The 22,578-nt window shown below is 64.1% G+C and carries 25 protein-coding genes; 9 read left to right on the forward strand and 16 right to left on the reverse strand.

Features of this window, described 5'->3' with window-relative positions; translation table 11 throughout:
• Positions 1-12: 12 nt before the first annotated feature.
• From mftC to mftA, 3 genes are read right to left on the reverse strand one after another with little or no spacing between them, the layout of a single operon-like run.
• Entirely contained in the window at positions 13-1,233 is a 1,221-nt protein-coding gene (mftC, locus tag ACZI8R_RS07450; protein WP_463378950.1) for a mycofactocin radical SAM maturase, read from the reverse strand.
• Positions 1,234-1,277: 44 nt separating this feature from the next.
• The gene (mftB, locus tag ACZI8R_RS07455) at positions 1,278-1,577 is read right to left on the reverse strand and encodes a mycofactocin biosynthesis chaperone MftB (RefSeq protein ID WP_463379278.1); all 300 of its coding nucleotides are present in this window, start codon (positions 1,575-1,577) and stop codon (positions 1,278-1,280) included.
• Complete coding sequence (gene mftA / locus ACZI8R_RS07460) at positions 1,577-1,672, reverse strand: mycofactocin precursor MftA (RefSeq protein ID WP_463378951.1); 96 nt, start codon at positions 1,670-1,672, stop codon at positions 1,577-1,579. The genes mftB and mftA overlap by 1 nt, the downstream gene beginning before the upstream one ends.
• A 128-nt stretch (positions 1,673-1,800) precedes the next feature.
• On the opposite strand from mftA, the gene mftR reads away from it, so the two are divergent.
• Together mftR and mftM are read left to right on the forward strand one after the other, a co-directional pair.
• Positions 1,801-2,421, forward strand: a complete 621-nt coding sequence (gene mftR / locus ACZI8R_RS07465) for a mycofactocin system transcriptional regulator MftR (RefSeq protein WP_463378952.1) — start codon at positions 1,801-1,803, stop codon at positions 2,419-2,421.
• Entirely contained in the window at positions 2,418-3,254 is an 837-nt protein-coding gene (gene mftM, locus ACZI8R_RS07470; RefSeq protein WP_463378953.1) for a mycofactocin oligosaccharide methyltransferase MftM, read from the forward strand. The genes mftR and mftM overlap by 4 nt, the downstream gene beginning before the upstream one ends.
• Before the next feature lie 28 nt (positions 3,255-3,282).
• Here the strand turns inward: mftM and ACZI8R_RS07475 are convergent, their stop codons facing one another.
• From ACZI8R_RS07475 to ACZI8R_RS07485, 3 genes are read right to left on the reverse strand one after another with little or no spacing between them, the layout of a single operon-like run.
• A complete protein-coding gene (locus tag ACZI8R_RS07475; RefSeq protein ID WP_463379279.1) occupies positions 3,283-3,819 on the reverse strand; it encodes an NAD(P)H-dependent oxidoreductase in 537 nt (178 codons plus the stop codon).
• A gap of 42 nt (positions 3,820-3,861) precedes the next feature.
• A complete protein-coding gene (locus ACZI8R_RS07480; RefSeq protein WP_463378954.1) occupies positions 3,862-5,538 on the reverse strand; it encodes an ABC transporter permease in 1,677 nt (558 codons plus the stop codon).
• Positions 5,535-6,470 (reverse strand): ABC transporter ATP-binding protein, encoded by a 936-nt coding sequence (locus tag ACZI8R_RS07485; protein ID WP_463378955.1) that lies wholly within the window; start codon positions 6,468-6,470, stop codon positions 5,535-5,537. Before ACZI8R_RS07485 ends, ACZI8R_RS07480 begins: the two co-directional genes overlap by 4 nt.
• 77 nt (positions 6,471-6,547) lie before the next feature.
• On the opposite strand from ACZI8R_RS07485, the gene ACZI8R_RS07490 reads away from it, so the two are divergent.
• Positions 6,548-7,042, forward strand: coding sequence for a GbsR/MarR family transcriptional regulator (locus ACZI8R_RS07490; protein ID WP_463378956.1), 495 nt, complete (start codon positions 6,548-6,550; stop codon positions 7,040-7,042).
• A gap of 65 nt (positions 7,043-7,107) precedes the next feature.
• On the opposite strand, the gene ACZI8R_RS07495 is transcribed toward ACZI8R_RS07490, so the two are convergent.
• The 6 genes from ACZI8R_RS07495 to mdo all read right to left on the reverse strand — a co-directional run bounded on the left by ACZI8R_RS07495 (position 7,108) and on the right by mdo (position 14,567).
• Positions 7,108-7,794, reverse strand: a complete 687-nt coding sequence (locus ACZI8R_RS07495) for a MadR family response regulator transcription factor (RefSeq protein WP_463378957.1) — start codon at positions 7,792-7,794, stop codon at positions 7,108-7,110.
• Positions 7,791-9,155, reverse strand: a complete 1,365-nt coding sequence (locus tag ACZI8R_RS07500) for a MadS family sensor histidine kinase (RefSeq protein ID WP_463378958.1) — start codon at positions 9,153-9,155, stop codon at positions 7,791-7,793. Before ACZI8R_RS07500 ends, ACZI8R_RS07495 begins: the two co-directional genes overlap by 4 nt.
• Positions 9,156-9,169: 14 nt before the next feature.
• Positions 9,170-10,363, reverse strand: coding sequence for an iron-containing alcohol dehydrogenase (locus tag ACZI8R_RS07505; protein WP_463378959.1), 1,194 nt, complete (start codon positions 10,361-10,363; stop codon positions 9,170-9,172).
• Between the two features lie 230 nt (positions 10,364-10,593).
• The gene (gene madC / locus ACZI8R_RS07510; RefSeq protein WP_463378960.1) at positions 10,594-12,120 is read right to left on the reverse strand and encodes a MadC family VWA domain-containing protein; all 1,527 of its coding nucleotides are present in this window, start codon (positions 12,118-12,120) and stop codon (positions 10,594-10,596) included.
• A gap of 2 nt (positions 12,121-12,122) precedes the next feature.
• Positions 12,123-13,199 (reverse strand): MadB family AAA-type ATPase, encoded by a 1,077-nt coding sequence (locus ACZI8R_RS07515; protein WP_463378961.1) that lies wholly within the window; start codon positions 13,197-13,199, stop codon positions 12,123-12,125.
• Between the two features lie 96 nt (positions 13,200-13,295).
• Positions 13,296-14,567, reverse strand: a complete 1,272-nt coding sequence (mdo, locus tag ACZI8R_RS07520) for an NDMA-dependent methanol dehydrogenase (RefSeq protein WP_463378962.1) — start codon at positions 14,565-14,567, stop codon at positions 13,296-13,298.
• Positions 14,568-14,880: 313 nt separating this feature from the next.
• Between mdo and ACZI8R_RS07525 the strand changes: the two genes are divergently transcribed.
• Entirely contained in the window at positions 14,881-15,936 is a 1,056-nt protein-coding gene (locus ACZI8R_RS07525) for a 2Fe-2S iron-sulfur cluster-binding protein (protein WP_463378963.1), read from the forward strand.
• A 1-nt stretch (position 15,937) separates the two neighbouring features.
• Here ACZI8R_RS07525 and ACZI8R_RS07530 read toward each other — a convergent pair whose 3' ends face one another.
• Positions 15,938-16,534: a CHAP domain-containing protein gene (locus tag ACZI8R_RS07530; RefSeq protein WP_463378964.1), complete on the reverse strand. Its 597-nt coding sequence runs from the start codon at positions 16,532-16,534 to the stop codon at positions 15,938-15,940.
• Positions 16,535-16,563: 29 nt separating this feature from the next.
• On the reverse strand, positions 16,564-17,292 hold the full coding sequence (locus tag ACZI8R_RS07535; protein ID WP_463378965.1) for a DNA alkylation repair protein: 729 nt from the start codon (positions 17,290-17,292) through the stop codon (positions 16,564-16,566).
• Positions 17,293-17,465: 173 nt separating this feature from the next.
• Between ACZI8R_RS07535 and ACZI8R_RS07540 the strand changes: the two genes are divergently transcribed.
• The 3 genes from ACZI8R_RS07540 to ACZI8R_RS07550 all read left to right on the forward strand — a co-directional run bounded on the left by ACZI8R_RS07540 (position 17,466) and on the right by ACZI8R_RS07550 (position 18,851).
• Complete coding sequence (locus ACZI8R_RS07540) at positions 17,466-17,831, forward strand: SPW repeat domain-containing protein (protein WP_463378966.1); 366 nt, start codon at positions 17,466-17,468, stop codon at positions 17,829-17,831.
• A gap of 84 nt (positions 17,832-17,915) precedes the next feature.
• A complete protein-coding gene (locus tag ACZI8R_RS07545; protein ID WP_463378967.1) occupies positions 17,916-18,497 on the forward strand; it encodes a TetR/AcrR family transcriptional regulator in 582 nt (193 codons plus the stop codon).
• A 204-nt stretch (positions 18,498-18,701) separates the two neighbouring features.
• On the forward strand, positions 18,702-18,851 hold the full coding sequence (locus ACZI8R_RS07550; RefSeq protein ID WP_463378968.1) for a hypothetical protein: 150 nt from the start codon (positions 18,702-18,704) through the stop codon (positions 18,849-18,851).
• Between the two features lie 25 nt (positions 18,852-18,876).
• Here the strand turns inward: ACZI8R_RS07550 and ACZI8R_RS07555 are convergent, their stop codons facing one another.
• Together ACZI8R_RS07555 and ACZI8R_RS07560 are read right to left on the reverse strand one after the other, a co-directional pair.
• A complete protein-coding gene (locus tag ACZI8R_RS07555; protein ID WP_463378969.1) occupies positions 18,877-19,644 on the reverse strand; it encodes a glutamate racemase in 768 nt (255 codons plus the stop codon).
• Between the two features lie 27 nt (positions 19,645-19,671).
• On the reverse strand, positions 19,672-20,853 hold the full coding sequence (locus ACZI8R_RS07560; protein ID WP_463378970.1) for an NAD(P)/FAD-dependent oxidoreductase: 1,182 nt from the start codon (positions 20,851-20,853) through the stop codon (positions 19,672-19,674).
• A 199-nt stretch (positions 20,854-21,052) separates the two neighbouring features.
• On the opposite strand from ACZI8R_RS07560, the gene ACZI8R_RS07565 reads away from it, so the two are divergent.
• Both ACZI8R_RS07565 and ACZI8R_RS07570 read left to right on the forward strand, forming a co-directional pair.
• Positions 21,053-21,991 carry an Asp23/Gls24 family envelope stress response protein gene (locus ACZI8R_RS07565; protein ID WP_463378971.1) on the forward strand — a complete coding sequence of 313 codons (939 nt, stop codon included), beginning with the start codon at positions 21,053-21,055 and terminating at the stop codon, positions 21,989-21,991.
• Positions 21,988-22,557, forward strand: a complete 570-nt coding sequence (locus tag ACZI8R_RS07570; RefSeq protein ID WP_463378972.1) for an Asp23/Gls24 family envelope stress response protein — start codon at positions 21,988-21,990, stop codon at positions 22,555-22,557. Before ACZI8R_RS07565 ends, ACZI8R_RS07570 begins: the two co-directional genes overlap by 4 nt.
• Positions 22,558-22,578 lie beyond the last annotated feature (21 nt).

Consider the following 22,578-nt stretch of genomic DNA (forward strand, 5'->3'; position numbering starts at 1 on the left):
CACTGATTTCCTCTACTTCATTCCCGCAAGCGGGTTCTCGTCACAGATCTTGGCCGGGGGACGCGTCATGAGCGTGAGCGGAACGGGAGCGCGCGGAGTCTTTCGCTTACCGGTTCGCGAGTGGTCGACGCTCGACTTCGGGATCTCGCCCCGCGAGTCGGCGAGCAGGTTCTCGCCGAAGCCCTGGACACACTCGGGATCGGGACCGTCCATCGGGAGACCGGTGAAGAACTTGGCTGCCATGCAGCCGCCACGGCAAGAGTCGTAGTGGTCGCACTTGGCACAGGCGCCACCGGTTTGCGGCGACCGCAGCTCCTGGAAAAGATCGGAGTGCTGCCACACCTCCTGAAATCCACCATCCGAGACGATGTTTCCGGCGAGGAACTGGTCGTGGATCGCGAACGGGCAGGCATACACGTCACCGACCGGGTCGATGAGGCAGACGACGCGGCCGGCACCACACAGATTGAGGCCGGGCAGGGCGTCGCCGTAGGCGGACAGGTGGAAGAACGAGTCACCGGTGAGAACGCCCTCGCCTCGCGCGACGAGCCAGTTGTACAGCTCGCGCTGTTGATCCTGGGTGGGATGCAGGTCGTCCCACACGTCCGCGCCACGTCCCGACGGACGCAAACGCGTGATCCGGAGCGTGGCGCCGTACTTGTCGGCGAGATCCTTGAAATCGTCGAGCTGGCTCACGTTGTGCCGAGTGACGACGATCGAGATCTTCGCGTCCTTGAAACCCGCCTCGGCCAGATTTTCGAGTGCCCGCACCGCCATGTCGAACGAGCCGGGGCCACGCACGGCATCGTTGACCTCTGCTGTCGCGCCGTCGAGGGAAATCTGTACGTCGACGTAGTCGCTCGCCGCGAGCCTGGCGGCCACCTTCTTGTCGATCTTCACACCGTTGGTGGAAAACTTCACTCCCACCTGATGTTCGGTCGCGTAGTCGACGAGTTCCCAGAAGTCAGATCGCACTGTGGGTTCGCCGCCGCCGATGTTCACGTAGAACACCTGCATGCGCTGCAGTTCGTCGATGATCGACTTGCACTGCTTGGTACTGAGCTCGTTCGGGTCACGCCGGCCCGACGAGGACAGGCAGTGAACACACGAGAGATTGCACGCGTACGTGAGTTCCCACGTGAGGCAGATCGGGGCGTCGAGTCCGAGCTCGAACTGATCGACCAATCGGCCGACAGGAGCGGGACTCGCGGGCTGTTCGAGCACTGAAGTCATAGCTGGTCCCCATTACGAGGTTGGGTGGAAACGGATTCTGAGAGTCAGGCGGGAACGATCATGTTCGACTCGGCCAATGTGCCGAATGCACGCGCATACCGAGCCACGCCGGCATCGTCGATTCCCTGGGCCTGCAAGGCGGAGCGAAGGTCGGAATGGTCGGGCAACGCCTCGACCACCGCCACGATCGTGCGGTTCTTCAGGAACGACAACTTCCGCGTCCCGAAGTGGTAGAGCAGCGCCCCGAAAGGTTCGGGACGCAGCGCCACCTGCGGATTGATCTTCCAGCCGACGTCGAGATCGATTTCGGCGGTATCCGAGCGAGCAGGTGAGGTGGACACGATCAGTACACGCCGCACATGCCGTCGATGGAAACCTCTTCCACGAGCGACTCCTCGACGAGTTCGGTGTCCACGGTGTTGTTTTCGCGATCCGACATGGTTCCTCCTGTGCATTTCCCTTGGCGTCAGTCACGGGACGTGGGTCATATTCAGACCCTCTGTGTGACTTGATTCACCACCATAATGGCATCGAGTGCATAATGACAGGGGTGAGGGTGAGATTTGCATGAGAAGCCGACGTAAACCGTCCGGTCGGGTAGGCAGGCGCCCGTCCACTACGCAGGACCGGATCAGCACGGTAGCCATCGAGCTCTTCTCCACCCAGGGGTTCGAGGAGACGAGTGTCGACGAAGTCGCCGAAGTTGCCGGAATCGCACGCCGCACCCTGTTTCGCTACTTTCCTTCCAAGAATGCGATTCCATGGGGAGATTTCGACGGCCACCTCGCGATGATGCGAGCAGAACTCTCAGAACTCCCCGAAGAGATGCCCATGACCGACGCACTGACGTCCGCGCTCTTGCACTTCAATACGGTTCCTGCGGACGAAGCTGCCATGCACCGCAAACGTATGAGCCTGATTCTGAACACACCTACCCTGCAGGCATATTCGTCGGTCATGTACGAGGGTTGGCGAACGGTGGTGGCCGAGTATGTCGCCGAACGGCTCGGACTGCGGCCTACGGACCACGGGCCACGCACGGTCGGCTACCTTCTCCTCGGTATTGCCATGTCCGCCTACGAACAGTGGCTCGCGGACGCTACCCTTGAACTCACCGATCTCCTCGCCTCCGGCATGAAGCAGCTGTCGGAAGGCTTGCGAACCCTCGACGAGAGCGTGCCGAGATGACGACTTCCACCACACCCGAAGCATTCGATTCACTTGCCCCCTGCCCGCCAGGCCGGTGGACCCATGGCCGAGTCACCGTCAGGCACGTGGAGAGCGGACCGATCACCCTCACCCGCACGGGCGACGAACTACTGGTCACCCATTCGCTCCGCGCCGAGGAACTCGGCGAACGACTCGTCGCCGAAGTGACGTCCTCGATCGCAGACGCCGACTTCGGCCAGGACGAGTTCGAGTCGACGATGGTCGGACTCGTCCGCTCGACCGTGCCCGAACCGTTGGACTCGTGGGAGATCTACTACCGCAACTCACTGCGGGAGCTGTTGGACGGCTCAGCAGACTTCGCACCCATTCACGACAAGGCCGCCGGCCTGGTGCGGGGATCGGTCCTCGACCTCGGCTCGTGTTTCGGGTTTCTGCCACTACGACTGGCCCAGAACGGCATTCGGGTCACAGCGACCGATATCCTCCCCGGCACGATGCGCCTGCTCGACGCCGTGGCGCCCAGGCTCGGACTCACGATCGACACTCTCGTGTGCAACGCCGCCGAGGTGCCCGTCCCGGATCGCAGCGCGGACACCGTGACCGCTGTGCACCTCTTGGAACACGTTGACGCGAGCGTGGGTGCCGCCGTGTTGTCGGAAGCTCTGCGCATCGCCCGCGAACAAGTGATCGTCGCCGTCCCGTACGAGGACGAAGCGCAGTCCTGCCACGGGCACGTTCGGACATTCGACAACGCAGCCCTGCGACAGCTGGGGTCGAGTACCGGACGCCCGTTCGATGTCTTCGACCACCACGGCGGCTGGCTCGTGATCGACACGAGCGTCACCTACTGAGGCGACAGTCGCGACCGAGCAATCTCGGTCAGCAGGCGGCCGCGCTCGCCAGGCCGGCGACGCGGTTCGCGACACTCTCGCCGAGGTCACGGATCTCTGCGGCGAGGGTCTCGCGGCTCTTCGTGTCCGACTCGTGCACAAAGGTCGTCGACCCCAGCGTGGCACCGCAGTATTCGACGATCCCGCGCTCGATCTGCGTGCGGAAGGCGTCGTACACACCGTAGCGTTCGAAACTTTCCGCGTCGTCGCCCGCAACGGGGATCAGGTGGACGGTGAGTCGCTCCAACTTCTTCACGAATTCGCTTCCGGGGGTGAATTCGTACGCCCACCCGCTGACGAAGACGCGGTCGATCCAGCCTTTGAGCAGTGCGGGCATCGACCACCAGTACACGGGAAACACGATAATCAGATGATCTACACGATCGATTCGATTCTGCTCGGCGACCACCTCGGCCGGCGCAGTCGCGTTGCCTCGGAACAGGTCAAGATCGACTTCGGAGAATCGGGGGTCGAAGTTCTCGGCGTGTAGGTCGGCGATGTCGACTTCACCACCCGCGGTGCGGATCGCGGCGGCGGGGGAAGCCCTGACGTCATTGACGTGTCGCGGTTACGTCGACAGATCCCGACGACGAAACAGCGCGATGCCCGCAATTGCGAGTGCTGCTGCGATCAGCGTGAGCCAGATCAGTGGCGCTGCTTCGACACTCGCGGCGGGCACCGCCGGAATGTGGCTGAACGGGGAGATGTCGCGCGCGGCCTCGGGTAGCCCGAGCAGAGACCCGAGCAGGCCGGTGACGACGCAGATGGCCAGCACTGCCCACGACAACGCGGAACTAAGACCCGGCACCGCACCGAAGAGCAGCACCACTGCTCCCACCACCACGAGAATGGCCGGCGTGTACGCGAGGGCCGCCACCGTCAGGTCACCCATCTCACCGAGCGGGTCGCCTATTACGAGCCCATACGCCAATCCTGTTGCGACACCGGTCAGCACCTGCAGAGCGACAATGCCGCCGACGACAAGAGAAAGGTGCGCCAGCACCCAGCGAGGCTTCCCGACCGCCGTCGCGAGGACCGCCTCGAGACGTCCTGCCGATTCTTCACCGCGCATTCGCAGGAGGGATTGCACCGCGTAGGCGGCAACACCGATCGCCATCATTCCGAAGATCGCGGCGAAGTAGGCATCGACCATGTCCGAGGTGCCGCCGCCGAGCTTGGCCATCAGGTCGGCAGCCTGGTCCCCCTCGCCGAGGAAGTCGTCGATCTGGTCTCCGATCGCGCCGTAGGCGAGCGCGACCACTCCGATTCCGAACGCCCACCACAGCAGCGTTCCGCGCTGGATTCGCCACGCAGACCCCACGACGGTGGGTAGCGACGACGAGGCGCGGGCCGGCCCCGGTCTGGTCGCGAACAGACCGGAGCCGACGTCGCGCCTTTCGGTCAACACGAAGGCCAGGGCTACCCCCGCCGCCGCGGCCGCGACGAACAGACCGAGAACCCACCAGGCGTCGACGTCGTACGGGCGGGTCTGTTCCGCCCACCCGATCGGAGACAGCCACGAGGGCCATCCCGCGGTGACGCGAATGCCGTCTTCCGACACGCTGCCGGACATGTCACCGACCGCGCGAAGCAGGAACGCTGCACCGAGGATGCCGCCACTCGCGCCGTTCGCAACGCGTGCACCATCGGTGACCTGTGCTGCGACCGCGGCGACAGTGGCGAAGACCATGCCGGCACCAGCCACACCCAATCCGAGCAGGGCGGAACCACCTGTTCCGAAGCCTTGGGCCACAAGCACTCCCGCGACGAGAACCGCAAGCACCAGATTGGTGACAACAGCGACAGTCAGTGCTGCCGTCAGCAGTGCCTTGCGTCCCACGACGGCAGCTTCGATCAATTCGGCCCGCCCAGTCTCCTCGTTCTGTCTCGTATGGCGCACCACTATCAGGATGCTCATCAACGCTGCGGCGATGGACACCAGCATGACCGTCTGGCTCGCCGTGACCGCCCCTACGTTGTCGCCGGAGATCAGACCATTGGTAGCGAGCGCCACCGGAGACTTCGCCGTGGTCACCGCGAACTCGTGCAGGTCTGCAGCCGTCGGATACAGCCCGATCACACTGGATGCGGAGAATGCCATCAACGCGGTGAGCGCAATCAGCCAGACAGGAATTTGGATTCGGTCGCGGCGCAATGCCAATCGGATCAGTCGGCACGTGCCCGTGAACGCACCGCCGGGTTCCTGCGACGATGCCATCGGGCGAGCAACAGTTGCCGTACTCATGACAAGGCACCCTGTTCGGCTCGCTCGTGATTGCGACCCTCGCGCTCGAGTTCGTCACCGTAATGCCGGAGGAACAGTTCCTCCAACGTCGGTGGTGTGGACGTCAGCGAGCGCACACCGAAGGCCAGCAAATGCTCTAGTGTCTTTCCGATTTCGCTCGTATCCACCTCACAGGTGGCGTGTAGTCCGTCGACACGCACGTCGTGGACGCCGCCGAGGTCCGCCAGCCCGGCGACCGGCCTCTCCGTCTCCGCGCTCACCGAAGTGCGTGTCAGGTGGCGCAACTCGGCAAGGCTTCCCGACTCCACAGTCCGGCCCTCTCTGATGATGCTGACGCGATCACACAGAGCTTCGACCTCCGCGAGAATGTGGCTCGACAGCAGCACGGTTCGGCCGGCGTCGGATGCTTCCTCGACGCAGTCCTGGAACACCGATTCCATCAGTGGATCGAGACCGGAGGTCGGCTCGTCCAGGATGTAGAGGTCGACGTCGGATGCGAAGGCGGCAACCAGGGCCACCTTCTGCCGGTTGCCCTTCGAATAGGTGCGGGCCTTCTTGGTGGGATCCAGCTCGAAGCGTTCGAGAAGATCGCGTCTACGAGATTCGTCCAGCCCCCCACGCAGCCCGGCGAGCAGATCGATCGCCTCGCCACCGGTCAGGTTGGGCCACAGATTCACGTCACCTGGCACGTAGGCGAGGCGTCGATGAAGTTCGACCGCGTCATGCCATGGATCACCGCCGAGCAAGCGAACCGAACCGGAGTCGGAGCGCAACAATCCGAGGATCACCCGGATGGTCGTGGACTTGCCCGAACCGTTCGGGCCGAGAAATCCGTGCACCTGGCCGGAGGTCACTTCGAGGTCGAGGCCATCGAGGGCGCGCGTCGGTCCGAATGTCTTGACGAGGTTTTCTACCGCAATTGCAGCTACCATGATTCGGACACTACACTTACTTCATTAATGTGTGAAGATTCAGAATACAGAAGATTCCCAGGGAGGAACCACCGATCTTGAGCACCTCGACCACTCAGCCGGAATCGCAGCCGACGGATCCTGACGATCTGCGACATTTCGTCGAGCAACTGTCGATGATTCTCGTATCCATGGGCTTTCCTCCCATGCCGGCGAGAGTCTGGGCCGCGATGATGACGGACGACGCCGACACCGTCACACCCGGCGAACTCGCAGCACGCCTCGACGTCAGCCCGGCTGCAATATCCGGAGCGGTGCGCTACCTGCTTCAGGTCAGCCTGGTCGAGCGGGTGCCCATGCCCGGTTCACGACGGCAGCACTACCGCGTGAGCGCCGACATGTGGACGGATGCGTTTATCACCCAACAGCGCGCACTCGCGGAATTCTCCGATGTGGCCTCCGACGGCGTCGCACTACTGGGAGCGGGCAGCGTGGCGGGCGAACGCATCTCCGAGGTGCGCGACTTCTTCGACTACTTCGCAGGCGAGATGCCGAGACTCCTCGAAGAATGGCGCGCCAAACGCCCCCGCTGACCCCGACCAATGTCACACACGTTCAACTCAGGTGAACCGGTGTGACATTCGTCAGGGGCGGGCGGCTAGATCAGGCCCTGCTTACTGGCCGCATACACGGCCTCGGCACGCCGTCCCACGCCGAGCTTTCGCATGATATTGCTGACGTGAAACTTCACAGTCGTTGCCGAGATAAACAGTTGCTCACCAATTTTCGCGTTGGACAGACCCGCGGCCAACAGCCGCAGCACCTCGAGTTCACGGTCCGTGAGTCGCTCGTAAGGTGCTACCTGGCCGTTGAGTGAACGCACCATCGCGGACGCGCTGCGTGCATCGAAGGCACTCTCACCGCGGGACACGGTACGGATGGCACGCACCAGTTCGGTGGTGTCCACGTCCTTCACAACATAACCACGCGCACCCGCCTTCACGGCCCTGACGACGAGTTGTTCGTCCAGAAACGTCGTGAGGACCAACAGCCCGATTTTCGGGTCGGCCTGCGACAACTGCTCACACAGAGCAAGCCCCTCGTAGTCGGATGCCGCGGACAATTTCAGGTCCATCAGGACTACGTCGGGTCGCACTCTCGCAACAACGTCCAGCGCCTCCTCACGGGTCGAGGCCTCACCGAGCACCTCGATGTCGTGCTCCCGCTCGAGTACCGACCGGAGCCCTTGACGCAGGATCGCGTGGTCGTCGACGAGGACGATACGGACGACCCTCGTGCCCCGGTTCGGCTCGTGTTCGTCCCGCAGATCTGCACCGGCACTCATCGGCTCACCTCGTCATCGTCGTCCTGCAGGTCGTCCCCGATCTCGGGCAGAGGCAGACGCGCTGCGATCCGGACCCCACCGATCCGAGCCCGCGATACATCGAAGGTGCCTCCGAACTCCACGGCTCGAGCTTGCATGTTCGCGAGGCCGCGATGTCGGCCGTCGCGGTCTGCGTGAGCAGCCGCCTTCAGCACGACCCGCATCTGCTTCGGGTCGCCGTCTCCGTCGTCGGCGACCGAAAGCAGCACGGAATCAGGCGAATACGTCAGGCGCAGAACTGCCCTCGCCGCATGTGCGTGCGCCGCCGCGTTGAACAGCGCCTCGCCCGCAATCCGAAGAAGTGCATGCTCCATCCCCGAGGAGAGGTCGACCGGAGTGCCACCCACGCGGACGCCTACCTCGAGTTCGTCCGGCATGTGTACGACGGCGAGCTGCTCGAGCATGTCGGGGAACGACGTCCGCTCGGAGCTCTCGGACTGATTGAGCGCGTAGATGGACGATCGCAATTGCTCGACCGCGCGTCTCGTTTGATCCTTCGCAAGAGTCAGGCGCTCGCCTCGTTCCGATTCGGACACCCCGCTGCGACACACTTCGATCTGCATACCTGCAGAGAGCACCGCCTGAGTCACGCTGTCGTGTAGTTCTCGCGCAATCCTGTGTCGTTCTTCGTCGAGAACCTGGTGGCGATGTGCCGCACCCAACTGCTTCTGCGTCGATTCGAGTTCCGCGTTGCGTACCGCAAGGTCCGAGGCCGTACGGCGCGCCTGCGCGTATGCATGCTCGGCGCGCTCGAGCAAAACCTGGCCACGCTGGTACAGCGCCGAATTCTGCAGCGCCACAGCGGTCTGGCTCGCAAGGATGCTCAAGATCGCACCGTCCGTGGTGTCGAGGGTGCGCCGGTCGCCGGTCCATGCAGCGAATGCGCCGACCATCCCACCTTCGAGCACGATCGGAACGAAGGCGTGATGCGGATCGATGAGCGGCGTGCTGCCCGCGCGCGCACATCGGATGTCCTCGAGGCACGTCAAGACCGACTCCGGTAGCGGCGGGCCCTCCACGTCGTCCACGAGGAACGGGGTCGCGTCCGGTCCGAGTACCAGGCGTCTGGGCCCGGCGTCGGACAGCTTTCCGTCCGCAAGGGCGAACGCCACCCACTGTGCGTCGAGGTGAGCGCGTGCCGCTTCGGCGACCGCACAGATCAAAGTCTCCGGACCCTCCACGGTACGAACGAGCGCACGCGAGATGAGCTCGAGCGCATGCACGACCCGTTCGAGGCGTTCCGCCGCACCCCGATACTGCGGATAGAAGGTCGGCTTTCCCGAGCGAAGTCCGGTGAGAATCGAAAGGTCCGGCTCGTTCATGCTCGCGGACCTCTTCACAGCGCTGACCGGAACAACGCGACCATCTGCTCCTGCGTCGCGGTTCGGGGATTGGTTGACATGCAGGCGTCGCGCAACGCGAACTCCGCAAGCCTGGTCAAGTCCTCTTCACGAACCCCCAATTCTCCCAGGCCTTTCGGAACTCCTACTTCGCGGGCCAGCCGCTCGACGCGATCGGCGACCGCAAGAGCGGCTTCTTCCGCGGTGCCGCGACTCTCGGGCAATCCCAGCGTCGACGCAACCGCGACGAACGGGGTCGCGTCCGTACGGGAATTGAATCTGATGACATGCGGCAGGAGAATCCCGTTGATGACGCCGTGCGGCAGGTCCAGCAGCCCACCCACCTGATGACTCATCGCATGTGCCGCACCGAGAATCGCGTTGGTGAAGGCCAGGCCCGCCTCGAGACTTGCCTGCGCCATCACCGAGCGCGCATCCAGCGCCATCGGGTCTTCGATTGTGCGGCCGAGATTGTCGGTCACCAACCCCACGGCCCGCAATGCGTGATGATCGGTCAACGGATTGTGCGCGAGGGAGACGAACGCTTCCACGCCGTGAGTGAGGGCGTCGAGTCCGGTTGCCGCGTTGAGCCACTCCGGCATCGTCGTGAGCAGCCTGGGATCGATCACGGTCACGTCGGGGACCAGTGAACGCCCGATGATCGTGATCTTCGTGCCGCGCCCGGTGTCGGTCACAATGCAGAACTGCGACACGTCCGCGCCGGTTCCGGAGGTGGATGGCACCATCACGAGTGGCGGGATGGGGCTCGCAGCCTGATCGACGCCCTCGTAGTCGAGGATGCTGCCGCCGTTGGCAGCGAGCACTGCGATCCCCTTCGTGGCATCGATGACCGAGCCGCCCCCCAGGGCGATCAGCACGTCACATTCGTTCTCGCGATACACGTCGTGTCCGGCGGCGACCTCGTGGTCCTTCGGATTGGGGGTCAGATGATGCCACTGCACAGGCGACAGATTCTGCTCGCGCAGGTATCCGATCAGCTCGCGCGCCCAGCCGGCCTCGATCAGTCCCGGGTCCGTCACGAGCATGGGGCGGGTTCCACCGAGCCGCAGTACTGCGTGAGCGGCCTCCACCATGGATCCGATACCGAACACGATCTCGGGGGCATGGAACTTGACGAGCCGCTCGGCACCTCCACCGTGAGGCTTCGCATCCGGATGAGCGACAGACACCGAAGAAACAACTCCTTTCGACGCCCGCAGGCCACAGCATGCTGTGATCCACGTTACAGCGTGGCGTCGACCCTACTGCCCTCCCCTCGCCCTCGCACCGGCCGAAGGACAGGGTCGTCACCTACCCGATCGGGCAGGTCACCCATCCCCACCCTCGACCAATGTCACACTCGTTCAACTCACGAAAACCGGTGTGACATTCGTCGAGGGGGTGGTGGTGAGTGAGCGGCTCAGCGGAGAGCGCTCCCGAGGTCGGCGGCGCGTTCCAGAAGCTGGGTGGCATCGCGTGCGACAACCACACGATCGCATGCCTGCGAATAGGTGGGCATGGAGCAGGTGGCCTGTTTCCAATAGCGTTCCGGCTCGGGGGTGATCCATGCCAGACGGTGCACCTTGCGACTCAGGGCGGTGAAGTCGTCGATACCGGTCGGAAGGCCATTGCAACGGCCGTCCCCGACCACCAGCACCGACGTACGTGAATTGACCTCGTTGTCGTGATGGGCCATCACCTCGGAGAACACCCGGCCGTAATCGCTGGTCGCTTCGAGATCGATACGCGGATCGGCCAGTACGGCCCCGAGAGCGTCGTCTCCTTGCGCTGCCCACAACGTGTCCGTGACGTCCACCGGCCTGTCCACGAAGGCCAACACACGGCACCGACTCGCGCGACGGTGCATCGCCTGCGCCAATCGGAGTGTGAATGCCGTGACCGGACGCACCGACAACGACACATCGGCCAAGATCAGGACACGCGGCTTCGCCGGTCGCTGAGCCTTCACGACCAGGTGAAACGGGACTCCTTCGGTCCGAAGGCTCGTCCGAACAGTCCTTTGCATGTCGAGGCGGCCGGCGGCACGTTCGCGCGGTTGCGGACGTACCGGCCCGCGCATCCTCCGCAACACCTCGTGGCAAGCCTGATTCACCTCGGCATGGGCGTTGGAGGATGCAGCATCGGCGGGCAGATCCGCGTCAGACTGCACGCCGTCGGGTGTGTGGGCGGCGGCGAGAGCTTCCACGAACGCCTCGACGGCTTCTGCCAGCTTCGCCAATTGTGCGGCGCTGAGACGTTCTCCGTCCCCCGCGTCCGCGTACACCGATTCGGGGTCGTAGGAATCGAGCCACGCCAGGATCGCGGCGGGATCGTCCCAGGACAGGGTTCCGGCCACCACTGCACTGACAGAGGAGGCGAGATCACCAACCGTGGTGGTGCCGGCCCGTTCGACCTCGAGCGTGTACCCGACTCCACGCTTTCCCGAATCCGATTCGGCGGACACGGACAGCGCCGCGTCACTCGCGGCCATGCTGACATCGTCGTCGTCCTTGTGCGGATTGAAGCCTTTCTCCCTCTCCTGGGTGTCGAAATGATCCCCGATCTCGGTGGCCCGGTCGTTGTGGTCCGCATATTTTCCGTTGCCCGGATCTTCACCCACCTCGAGCGAGACCGGTAGCCCGTCCGAGGACTCGGAGTGCGACGGCTCCCGGACGTGGGCAACTGCAGCAGATACGGCACCGAAGAACTGGTCGAAGGCATGATCGAAGGCCGGCTGCTCGTACGAGTACTTCGCGCACACGGCACGAAGTGAGGCCCGTGCGACCGTTCGATCTCCGACACCCAGCAGCGCGAAGACTCGTCGAACCTCGATCACCTCGGCGGGCGAAGCTGCGACACCGCACCCCCTCAGAACCTTGCCGAACGAGGCAGCCACCACATCGAGAATCTGCGATGCGACCGGCGACGGTGCGTGGGTGAGCCGCATGGTCAACGACCCGCCAGTCGGCCGATACCGATTCCGCCTCGTTCACTGCCACCGTGCCCGCGAAATGCCGAAGCCGTGTTGGTCGGTCGCAGTTCGGGTTCCGGGGTCAGCTCGTATTCCGGTTCGCCGTTGCCCGCCAACCTCTCGCGGGCCAGGTCTGCGTCACCGGTGTATTTCAGAAGCGCCGCGAAGAGGACATCCCTGGTCGTCTGTTCCGAACCCGGCGTCTGTCCGAGTGTCGCATTCAGAACCACCGCTGCGCGTGCGGCATCGACGACCTCGGCGATGGACGGACTCTTGCGCAACGGCAGCTCCCGCAGAGTGCGCGCCAGCTCGACAACCTCGGTGGCGACAGCTTCCTCCACCTCGGGCGCCTTGGCCGCAACGATCTCGCGTTCGCGCTCGGCTGTCGGATACCCCAAGTGATAGTGCAGGCACCGCCGCTTCAATGCGGGTGAGAGTTCGCGGGTGTCGTTGGACGTCAACACCACCCACGGTGCGGTGCGCGCCGTGAAGGTTCCTACCTCCGGGATGGTCACCTGCCGTTCGGCCAGCACCTCGAGAAGCAAGGCTTCCATCGACTCCTCGGTGCGGTCCACCTCGTCCACGAGCAAGACGACCGGTTCCGGTGACAGCACCGCGTCCAGAAGCGGCCGCACCGCAAGGAACTTCTCCGAATACAAACCGAAATCTTGAGCGGCAAGAAACTGAGAGGCGCCCGCGATGTCGTCGAACGAGGACATCTTCTCGCTGATGCGGTCCCTCAGCATCTGTACGTGCAGAAGCTGTTTGGCATAGTCCCACTCGTACAATGCACGACTGTCGTCGAGCCCTTCGTAGCACTGCAGACGAACGAGTCTGCGCCCAGAAGCCGCGGCGAGCGATTTGGCGAGATCCGTCTTGCCGACACCGGCGGGCCCCTCGAGCAGAAGGGGCCGTTCCAAAACCGTGGAGAGGTGAACGACCACGGCGAACTCGTCGTCCGCGATGTAGTCGACTTCCCACAACGCGTCCTTCAGCGCCGTGCCGTCGGCGAAGGTGATCGGGTCGAGTTCGGAAACGGTGTGGGGTGCAGACATCTCGGGGCGTCCGTCCTTGTATATATCGAAGAATGGTGGAGACGTGTCCGGGGCGGAGCCAGAGGCAGTCCGCCCCGGACACGAGTGTTCGCTGGCTCAGTACGATTCGTTGATCGCGTGCGAAACGACGGGAAGCATCGACTCGACTGTCACCTCACGCGGGTTACCCGGGGTGCACCAGTCGTCCTGGATGTGCTCGGAGATCTTGAGCACCGACTTCTCGTCACCCTTGATGACGTCACCCTTACCCGAGTACTTGCCGGTGTTCATCCGGTTCTTGTCGTACGTGGCGGAACGGATCGACCCGAAGTTGTCGGGGATGCCGACATCCTTCGACAGTCTGATCGCGGCTTCGACCGCAGCGTCGGCGGCCTGCACCGTGGTCATGTTTCGGGTGTCGACGCCCATCGCGGTGGCGATGCGGGCGTAGCGCTCGTAGCGCGACGGGAGGTTGTACTCCCACACTCGGGGCAGGGCGATGGCGTTGTTGAGGCCGTGCGCACTGTCGTAGAAGGCGCTCACCGCGTGCGAGATGGAGTGCACCACACCGAGTCCGCCCGAGTTGAAGGCCTGGGTTGCGATGTACTGCGCATTCATCATTCCGGTGCGGGCTTCGAGGTTGCCTGGGTCGTACACGGCCTCACGCAGATGCTTTGCGACCAACTCGATCGAGTAGATCGCGTTGCCGAGCGACGGTGCGAAGTCGAGTCGTGACACATACGGTTCGGCGCCGTGAGCCAGAACGTCGAACCCACAGAAGGCCGTCCACTGCTGAGGGCAGGTGTAGTAGAGCAGCGGATCGTCGAGTGCCATCGTCGGGGTGGAAGCCTCGTCGAAGGCGAGCCATTTGTGCGGCTTGTCCATGTCCGAGGTGTCGGTGATGACGTATGCCCACGACGTCTCCGAGCCAGTACCCGCCGTGGTGGACACGGCGATGTGTGGCGGGTTCTGCTTGTTGGTGGACTTGGCGAAACCCTCGAACTCGTTGATGTTGCGACCGTCGTGGGCGATGACGACGCGGATGCCCTTGGCTGCATCGTGGCTCGATCCGCCGCCGACGGAGATGACGCTGTCGCATTTCTCCTTCTGGTAGAGCGCGGCGCCGTCCATGACGTTGTAGTCCTTGGGATTGGATTCCACTTTGTCGAAGAGCACGACCTCGACACCCTGGTATTCGATCTTGCCGACGAGTTCCTCGATGATGCCGGAGCCGCGCAGACCGGTGGTCACGAGGAGGGTTCGCTTGAACCCGAACTCCTTGGCCTCCACACCGATCATGTCGTGAGCGCCCACTCCCAGCTTGGCGCGGGGCAGGGGGTGGAATTCCTTGATCGGGAACTCCCAGATCTGGTTGAGCTCGATGGCCATCGCCGTCTCCTCGTCGATTCGCTGCGGTTCTTTGATCGGCGGTACATCTCCGTCGAATGTGACGGGCGTCTCACCTGGAATCACTGTGGCGCTACGACGAGCAGCGCAACACCCCTAGCGACAGAAACCGCCCGGACGCCGGACGCAGACTCTCCGATCGGGCAGGCTCCCGTCGGTCCGTACACACAGGGAGACGGCGATCGGCGACCGATCGTTACGGTGTACCGAGAGCGGGTTGCTGCTGCTACGCTGAAACTAGAACATGTTCTACCGCTGGCTTCGGTCAGTGCGAGACGAGAGGACCACAGTCGCGATGACGACAGTCGAGGTGCCGCACAGCTCCCGGTCGGTGCTGCTCACCGTGTCGAAGGTGATCGAGGAAACCCCCGATTCCTACTCCATCGTCTTCGACGTACCGGCCGACCTGGCTGAAAAGTTCGAGTACAAGCCCGGTCAGTTCCTGACCTTGCGCATCCCCAGCGACCTGACGGGGTCGGTGGCGCGGTGCTATTCGCTGGCCAGCTCCCCTTTCACGGACGACGCCCCCAAGGTCACCGTCAAGCGAACGGTCGAGGGATACGGCTCCAATTGGCTGTGCGACAACCTCGATGTGGGCGATTCCATCGAGGTCCTGCCTCCGTCGGGCGTCTTCACCCCCAAAACGTTCGATCACGACTTTCTGCTGTTCGGCGCGGGCAGCGGGATCACCCCTGTCATCTCGATTCTGAAGTCGGCGCTCACCGAGGGCACCGGCAAGGTCGTACTGCTCTACGCGAACCGCGACGAAAAGTCGGTCATCTTCGCCGACGAGCTTCGTGCCCTCACGCAGCAGTACCCGTCCAGGCTCGTCGTCATCCACTGGATCGAGACCCTTCAGGGGCTTCCCAGCGCCGAGCAGTTGGCCAACGTGGTCGCCCCTTACCTGGGCCACGAAGCCTTCATGTGTGGCCCCACGCCGTTCATGGAGACGATCCACAAAGCACTCGCGGACGCCGGAATGCCGCGCACCCAGGTCCACGCCGAGGTCTTCAACTCCCTCGCCGGCGACCCGTTCCGTGACGCCGAAGTGGTCGAGGTGTCCGACGAGGAAGCCGCCGACGCCGCAACCGTGGAGGTGGAACTCGACGGCGAGACCCACAGCATGTCCTGGCCTCGCAAGCAGACACTGGTGGACATCATGTTGGCGAAGGGTCTCGACGTTCCCTACTCCTGCCAGGAGGGCGAGTGCGGTTCGTGTGCCTGCACCGTCCTCGAGGGCAAGGTGGAGATGGACAACAGCGAGATTCTCGACCCGGAGGACATCGAGGCGGGCTACATCCTCGGATGCCAGGCTCACCCCGTGACGGATCACCTGAAGATCGAGTTCTGACTCAGACCAGCCGGCCGAACCCGACCACCGCCGAGTCGTCTGCCCAGTCGACGGTGTGAACGCGAATCTTTCCGAGTTCGTTGCCGCCGACGGTGGTCGCGGTCGCGCCGTCTACCGCGACGACGAAGTTGGTGTGCTGGCCGACCCAACTGCTGTTGTCGTACAACACCACGTCACCCACCGTCGGCCGGTAACCGTTGCCCACCGGTTCGAATCGTGACTCGGATTCGTAGTACTCCTGCAGCGTGTACACCCCCGGAATCCGCCAACTCCCCGAGTTGGGATTCGACAGCGGGCTACCAGCCTCGCGCATTACCCAGCTGACGAAGTTCGCGCACCACGGCTCTTCGACTCCCTCGGAGTAAAAGGTGCCGGGCTGTTGCTTGCCGTGTTCCTCTTCGATCAGTCTCACGACATCGGCCTGCAGCGGCGAAAGAGACGTGGTGTCCACGTCGGGAAACTCGGCGGTATCCCACGGGAGGTACCGCGACGGCGCCCACCACAACACCCCGGCCACGACGACAACGAGCACGGCGAGGACTGCCACGAGGACCAGCGCGAGACGACTACGGCTACGAGCAGGTGCGGGGGCTGTCATGTCATCGAATCTAGCGTGACTTTCGAATGTCAGCGCATGGCGCGATAGCCAGCGCGCTCCTGCGCCGTCAGGTGTTCGCACGCATAGGTGAGCGCGGTTCTGCCCATGTCGGCCGCGAACCGGTCGAGAAAGCCGGTCAGCAATGCCCGGTCCACCCGCTTACCGACTTCTCTGAGCATCCAGCCGGTTGCCTTCTGAGTGAGATCGCGGCGGTCGTGCAGCACACTTTCGGCCACTTCGAGCGTGGTGGAAGCATCTCCTCGCCGAATGAATCCCAAGGTGGTGAGCAGGGCGACCCGTCGTCGCCACAGGTCGTCGTCATCGGCAAAACGGTGCACGGTGTCGCGTGGACGGTCGAAGAACCAGCCGCCCAACACCGTTGGCGCCGACGAGTCCACCAGATCCCAATTGTTCACCCGGCCCCGCTCGGTCAGATCGAGGTACTGCATCGCTACTACCTCGCGCTTGCCGTCGTCCAGCACCTTCTCGGCAGCGGTGAACTGCTCCACCAGGATGAGCAGGCCGGCGAGCCGATGCTCGTGAACGTCGCTGTCCATCAACACCTCCACCTCGTTCGGAGGCAGCTCGGTATGCGCGCGCACCACACGGCGCGTCTGCGGAACCCGCACCCCGATGAAGACATCCCCCTCGCCGTACTCGCCCGGTCCGGTCTTGAAGAATCGCGCGAGATTCTTCGCATCCGTGGGGTCCGCAAGCTCCGCCAGAGCGCGCTGAACGTCTTCGGCTGTCGCTGTCATTCGACCACTTTCCCACGGCGCCCCGACACCCGAACCGACCTCGCGCGACAACATCACGAAATGGGTGTTGACCTGCATTTACCTTTACGCGAATGCAACGGGCGAAACATTGACCGGTCGGTCGATCAGGCGTGTACTCGAAGTGGACACAATCCGTTCCGAGGAGGCTGGACATGAAGTCGTGGAGTCGAATGCAGGATGTTGTGGCGGTGGTGATCGGTGTCTTCGCGGCGCTCTCCCCGATGTGGCTCGACACCAACAATGCTGCCCGGTGGTCTCTCATCGTGCTCGGTGCACTCGTGGCACTGTCCGGTCTGGTCCACATGGCTCGCCCCGAAATGGGTTGGGCCGAATACGCCATGGGAATCATGGGTGTACTGCTCTTCATCTCGCCGTGGGTCATGGACTTCTCGGGCATGAGCGGTGCGGCCTGGACAGCATGGGTCGTAGGTGTTCTCGCCGTAGCTGTTGCGGTCACCGGACTGCCGGCGATGAGTTCGCGAATGCACGGACACGGAGGACTGGCAACCCGTCATTGATCCCCATCGAGAAATCGATATCGGCCGGACGGGGCGCGGGCAACGACCCTCGCCCTGTCCCTCATGTCGGGAGAAGGTCGAGCTGTGCCCAGATCCCCCACCCGCCGTCGCGCCGACCGCGACGGCAGTGCCCGCGAGCTGATTCTCGACGCCGCGGAAGAACTGATCGGACAAGACGGCTACGACGCCACGCCCACGTCGTCCATCGCCAAGCGAGCCGGGGTACCGAAAGGACTTGTCTTCTACTACTTTCCGACCAAAACCGAGATCCTGCACGCACTCCTGACCGAGCGACTGCCGACCACTCCGATGACGGACGTCTCCCCGATCGTCACACCTGGCGACCCCGCGAAGAGTCTCGTAGCGCTCGATACGGCACTGAACATGCTCGATCGCCACACGTCGCTTCTCCGTCTCATCTTGTGGCGTGAGGCGCAGACACAGCCAGCGGTGCGAGCACACCTGCGCCAGTTCCGGGCATACGTACGTGATGCGACCGTGCGAATTCTGCAGGCCAGCGTCCCCTACCCAGTTCGGCCCGAGACCTTGCGGGCCTGCGCCAACGCCTGGGTGGCAGCCACCTTCTCGGTTGCGAGGACCGACAGCAAGGACGAACTCGGCGCCGTCGCACGAGTCGTCGCTGCCGGAATGGTTCAGCTCGGGTGACGTGGCGTGAATGTCGGGGCGTTCACCTACTCTTCGAGCGCACCTTCAGTGATTCCGATCCCGAGGCTAGACTCGGTTGGAAGGTGTTGGAGACGCTAGTCGCATCCAAGCTGGCAACACGCGGCGACTCCGACATCGTCCAAGTCATTGCCGAGCAGATTGCGCTCGGCGACTCGGACCTCGAATGCACAGAGGAGGCAGGCAATGACGACAGCAATACCGAAGAAGAAGCCCGCCCCCGCCGTCCGTAGTCTCGCGGTCCGCAGGGCGGCTGCAAAAGCCGCAGTCGCAGCCAGCGCGAAATCCGGTCGCCCCGTACCCGACGCCGTGCGCAAGCTCGCACAGTCTCACTGAAGACTGCCCCATATACGCCGCTGGGTTACAGCAACGACGGTGCCGCGAGGATACGTCCTGCCTCGAAGTTGGTCGCGCTCGCGGGCAGTTCTCCCAGCCGCCCGCTGAGGTACACCGTCACCGTTCCCGCACCTGTCGCGGGGCGGCCGAGGGCGTCGATTCGGCGCAGAGTCTGTGCCGCCACGGCTTCGGAACTGTCGAACATCGCCACGCCATCGGGAAGTGCCGCAACGATCTCGTCGATCACCAAGGGGTAATGCGTGCACCCCAGCACCACGGCGGCTGTCTCCGCCGGCGTGCGTGCGACGGCCGACGCGATCGCCTCGGTCACGCGCTCCTTCTCACCCCGGTCGATCGACTCCGCCAGCCCGAGGCACGCAACCGGTACGACACTGGCACCGTTGCTGAACTGCTCGATGAGATCGGCCTGATAACGGCTCGCCGTGGTGGCTGCCGTCGCCCACACCGCAATTGCGGGAAACGCTGCCGCCGCCGGCTTGATGGCCGGCACCGTGCCGATCACCGGCACATCCGGCCCCACGAATTCACGTACGTGGTGCAACGCGCTGACGCTGGCGGTGTTGCACGGCAGCACGATCACCTCGGCACCGCGATCGAGCGCCTGCGCCGCCGTACCGACGACACGCTCGACGACCCACTCCGTAGGCTTCGGGCCCCACGGGGCACCGTCCGGGTCCATCGCAAGCATCAGATCCAGTTCGGGGCGCAGCTTCCGTAACCACGCCGACGTCGGCAGCATGCCAAGGCCCGAGTCGATGAGTGCAACGATCACCGCACAAATCTATCGTGACGGCCGCCGCTACACCGATGCAGCCTCCAGCGCGTCGCCGATAGGGGCTCCTCCCGCGATCTGCGCGCGCATCTTCATGACCTTGCCGGCCAGCCCTGCCCCGACGACCCCGGCGAGGACACCGTCACGTTCGTAGTAGGCCAGAAACTTGCGTCCGTCGTCCTTGATCACATGCACGGTGTCCCCGGCAGCGACGGTTCCGAGGGCCTGGATCTTGAGGCCGTACTGGTCGCTCCAGAAGTAGGGAACCTGCACGGCCGCGTCCGGGTCCGTCGTGTCCGTCAGCGCACCGGCCAGGATCTTCGCCTGCTCTCCGGCATTGCTCCAGTGTTCGACCCGCTTGCGCCCACCGACCTCGACCTGCCACGCCGCGACGTCACCTGCCGCCCACACGTGGGCCACGTTCGTTCGGCCTACTCCGTCGCACAGGACACCGTTGTCGACGTCCACACCGGAGCCGGCGAGCCACTCGGTCACGGGGATCGAGCCGATGCCGATCGCCACCACATCGACCTCGATCTCGTTGCCGTCGGACAAGATCGCACGGGACACTCGGCCGTCACCACGCAATTCCGCGAGGCCGACGCCGACGCGGAGGTCGACACCGGCTTCCGTGTGCAGACGGCCCACCAGGTCCCCAACCTGTTGCCCGAGCACCGAGGCCAGCGGCGCGGACTGCGGCTCCACGAGCGAGACGTGAACACCGGCCGAGTTCATGCTCGAGGCGAGCTCACAACCGATGAATCCTGCGCCGACGATGAGGGCCCGCTTGCCCGGAGCCAGCTCCTCACGCAACGCGAGGCTCTCGTCTATCGAGCGGAGCACGTGGACGCCCTCGAGGTCGGGAAGACCGGCGATCTTTCGCGGCGTGAGGCCCGTGGCGATCACGAGCTCGTGGTAGGCGAGGACGCTGCCGTCGCCAAGTTTCAGTTCGCGTGTCACGGTGTCGAGACCGATGGCCGGTGAGCCGAGACGAAGTTCGATCTTCTCCTCGTCGAAGAACTCGCGGGGCTTGAGTGTGGTGTCGTCGCGTTCGCCGCGCACCACCTCTTTGGACAGCGGCGGCCTGTCGTACGGCAGGTGCGTCTCACCGCCGACCAACACGAGCTCACCTTCGAAGCCGGCGCGCCTGAGCTCTTCTGCCGTACGCAACCCGGCCAGTCCGGCTCCCACGATCACTGTTCGCTGCACTACCGATTCCCCATCCGTTACCCTCGCGCACCGGCGAGTCGCTGACCACACCCGCCCGGAAAGCTGGGAGTCGTCACAGTTATGTGGTTTCTGTCTTACCAAACTGGGCACCAGAAGTGTTAGCTCCCCATGGCCGGAACCGATGCGACGAGATATCACTACTGTTGCGGCGGGGGCAGGCGAGGCAGAGGAAGCAATTGTGACCAGCACACCGGAAGCGGCGAGCACGGAAGACCTGGGCGACCGCGGGCAACTGGTGATCAAGGAACGTGTGGTCACCAAAATCGCTACCACCACGGCTCTGCAGGTCCCCGGTGTCGTGCGACAGTCCGGCGGACTGCTTCGATTCCCCCGGCGCGAGTTACCCAGCGCCGACGTGACGATCGGCGCGAACGCCGTCGCGATCAACCTCTACGTGTGCGTCGAATGGCCGTGCCGTCTGGACGTTCTCGACAGCCGACTCCAGCAGGACGTGAACGAGCAGGTCGAGTTCATGACCGGTCTCCCCGTCCACTCACTGCACGTGATCGTTGCCGACACCACCCGCGTCACCCACAACTCCGGTGTCGACGACGACACGGTGCAGGCGCACACCGCCACCGTTCTCCCACACGAGCCGCGCGCCACACCCATTGCCGCGCCCGTCGCCAGTCTTGTTGCTGTTCTCGCGCTCGCACTTTCGGTGATATCGGCTCGCGAACTGCTCGTCGAGGCCGACAGCTACTCGGGAGCACCGTGGATCCGCAACACATTCGAATGGCTGGGGCGACTTCACTGGTCCGAATGGCTCGTGCCCGCGGCCGTAGCTGCGGTCGTTCTGGGAGTTCTGTTCGTCGTCTGCGGCGTCCTTCCACGAAAACGAACCCACCGAGGGATCCGCTCTCGTGAGAGCTCTGAGACCGTCGTGTGGCTGCGTCCCACCGATCTCGCCCGCCGGGCGAGCAACCGTGCCCTGACGGTCCCGCACATCATCGATGCCGACGCCACTCTCGGGCGCAAGCGTCTGACCGTTCGCGCCACCGCAGACGGACAGAGCGGCCAGGAGACAGATGCCGAAACTGCAGTCCGCTCGGCCGTAGAAGGCGACCTGGACCTGCTCGGCGACGCCACGACCCTGCGAGTGAAGGTGACGAAATGAGCCACCGCGCCGCGGCGTTCAACCGCTTGATCGCCCTCGTCATCGGACTGGTCCTGCTCGGCGCGGGCGCGTGGGCGATCGCCTGGGATGCGCGCGTCCCCTTCGTCCGCGAGAAGGTCGCCACGTTCGACCGCGTTCGCGTCGCTACGCTTCCGAACGAATCCTGGTGGACCTGGGTTCTGGTGGGCACGATGCTCGGCGCACTGCTGTTCGGCGTCGGTGTCCTCTACGTCAATTTCACCCGAAGGCACTCGCCGTCCGCCCAGATCCACGATCCGAGAACGAACGGGATCCTCTCGGTCGATCTGCGGCGACTCGCGCGCAGCGTCGCTCAGGAACTCCGCGACCATCCCGACGTTCGTCACGCTCGGGGCCACGGAATCGTCGAACGGGGTCTGCCGACTCTGTCCATCGTCGTCACTGCTTCGCCCGGAATCGACCTCGACCATTTCACGATGCGCGCCGAGACCGTCGCCCGCCGCGTCGCACGCTGCCTCGACGGTGCAGACGTCTGCACCCAGGTCAGGCTGCATCTCGACCCGCCGGACATCCCGCGCAGCATTTGAGTACACCCCGAAAACGCCTGT

Source organism: Rhodococcus huquni, assembly GCF_055231055.1.

Excerpts from the sequence above, each read along its gene's own strand:
- mftC (WP_463378950.1), bottom strand. The coding sequence starts at position 1,233 with ATGACTTCAGTGCTCGAACAGCCCGCGAGTCCCGCTCCTGTCGGCCGA.
- mftA (WP_463378951.1), bottom strand. The coding sequence starts at position 1,672 with ATGTCGGATCGCGAAAACAACACCGTGGACACCGAACTCGTCGAGGAG.
- mftR (WP_463378952.1), top strand. The coding sequence starts at position 1,801 with ATGAGAAGCCGACGTAAACCGTCCGGTCGGGTAGGCAGGCGCCCGTCC.
- mftM (WP_463378953.1), top strand. The coding sequence starts at position 2,418 with ATGACGACTTCCACCACACCCGAAGCATTCGATTCACTTGCCCCCTGC.
- ACZI8R_RS07480 (WP_463378954.1), bottom strand. The coding sequence starts at position 5,538 with ATGAGTACGGCAACTGTTGCTCGCCCGATGGCATCGTCGCAGGAACCC.
- ACZI8R_RS07485 (WP_463378955.1), bottom strand. The coding sequence starts at position 6,470 with ATGGTAGCTGCAATTGCGGTAGAAAACCTCGTCAAGACATTCGGACCG.
- ACZI8R_RS07495 (WP_463378957.1), bottom strand. The coding sequence starts at position 7,794 with ATGAGTGCCGGTGCAGATCTGCGGGACGAACACGAGCCGAACCGGGGC.
- ACZI8R_RS07500 (WP_463378958.1), bottom strand. The coding sequence starts at position 9,155 with ATGAACGAGCCGGACCTTTCGATTCTCACCGGACTTCGCTCGGGAAAG.
- madC (WP_463378960.1), bottom strand. The coding sequence starts at position 12,120 with ATGCGGCTCACCCACGCACCGTCGCCGGTCGCATCGCAGATTCTCGAT.
- ACZI8R_RS07515 (WP_463378961.1), bottom strand. The coding sequence starts at position 13,199 with ATGTCTGCACCCCACACCGTTTCCGAACTCGACCCGATCACCTTCGCC.
- mdo (WP_463378962.1), bottom strand. The coding sequence starts at position 14,567 with ATGGCCATCGAGCTCAACCAGATCTGGGAGTTCCCGATCAAGGAATTC.
- ACZI8R_RS07525 (WP_463378963.1), top strand. The coding sequence starts at position 14,881 with ATGACGACAGTCGAGGTGCCGCACAGCTCCCGGTCGGTGCTGCTCACC.
- ACZI8R_RS07530 (WP_463378964.1), bottom strand. The coding sequence starts at position 16,534 with ATGACAGCCCCCGCACCTGCTCGTAGCCGTAGTCGTCTCGCGCTGGTC.
- ACZI8R_RS07535 (WP_463378965.1), bottom strand. The coding sequence starts at position 17,292 with ATGACAGCGACAGCCGAAGACGTTCAGCGCGCTCTGGCGGAGCTTGCG.
- ACZI8R_RS07540 (WP_463378966.1), top strand. The coding sequence starts at position 17,466 with ATGAAGTCGTGGAGTCGAATGCAGGATGTTGTGGCGGTGGTGATCGGT.
- ACZI8R_RS07550 (WP_463378968.1), top strand. The coding sequence starts at position 18,702 with ATGACGACAGCAATACCGAAGAAGAAGCCCGCCCCCGCCGTCCGTAGT.
- ACZI8R_RS07570 (WP_463378972.1), top strand. The coding sequence starts at position 21,988 with ATGAGCCACCGCGCCGCGGCGTTCAACCGCTTGATCGCCCTCGTCATC.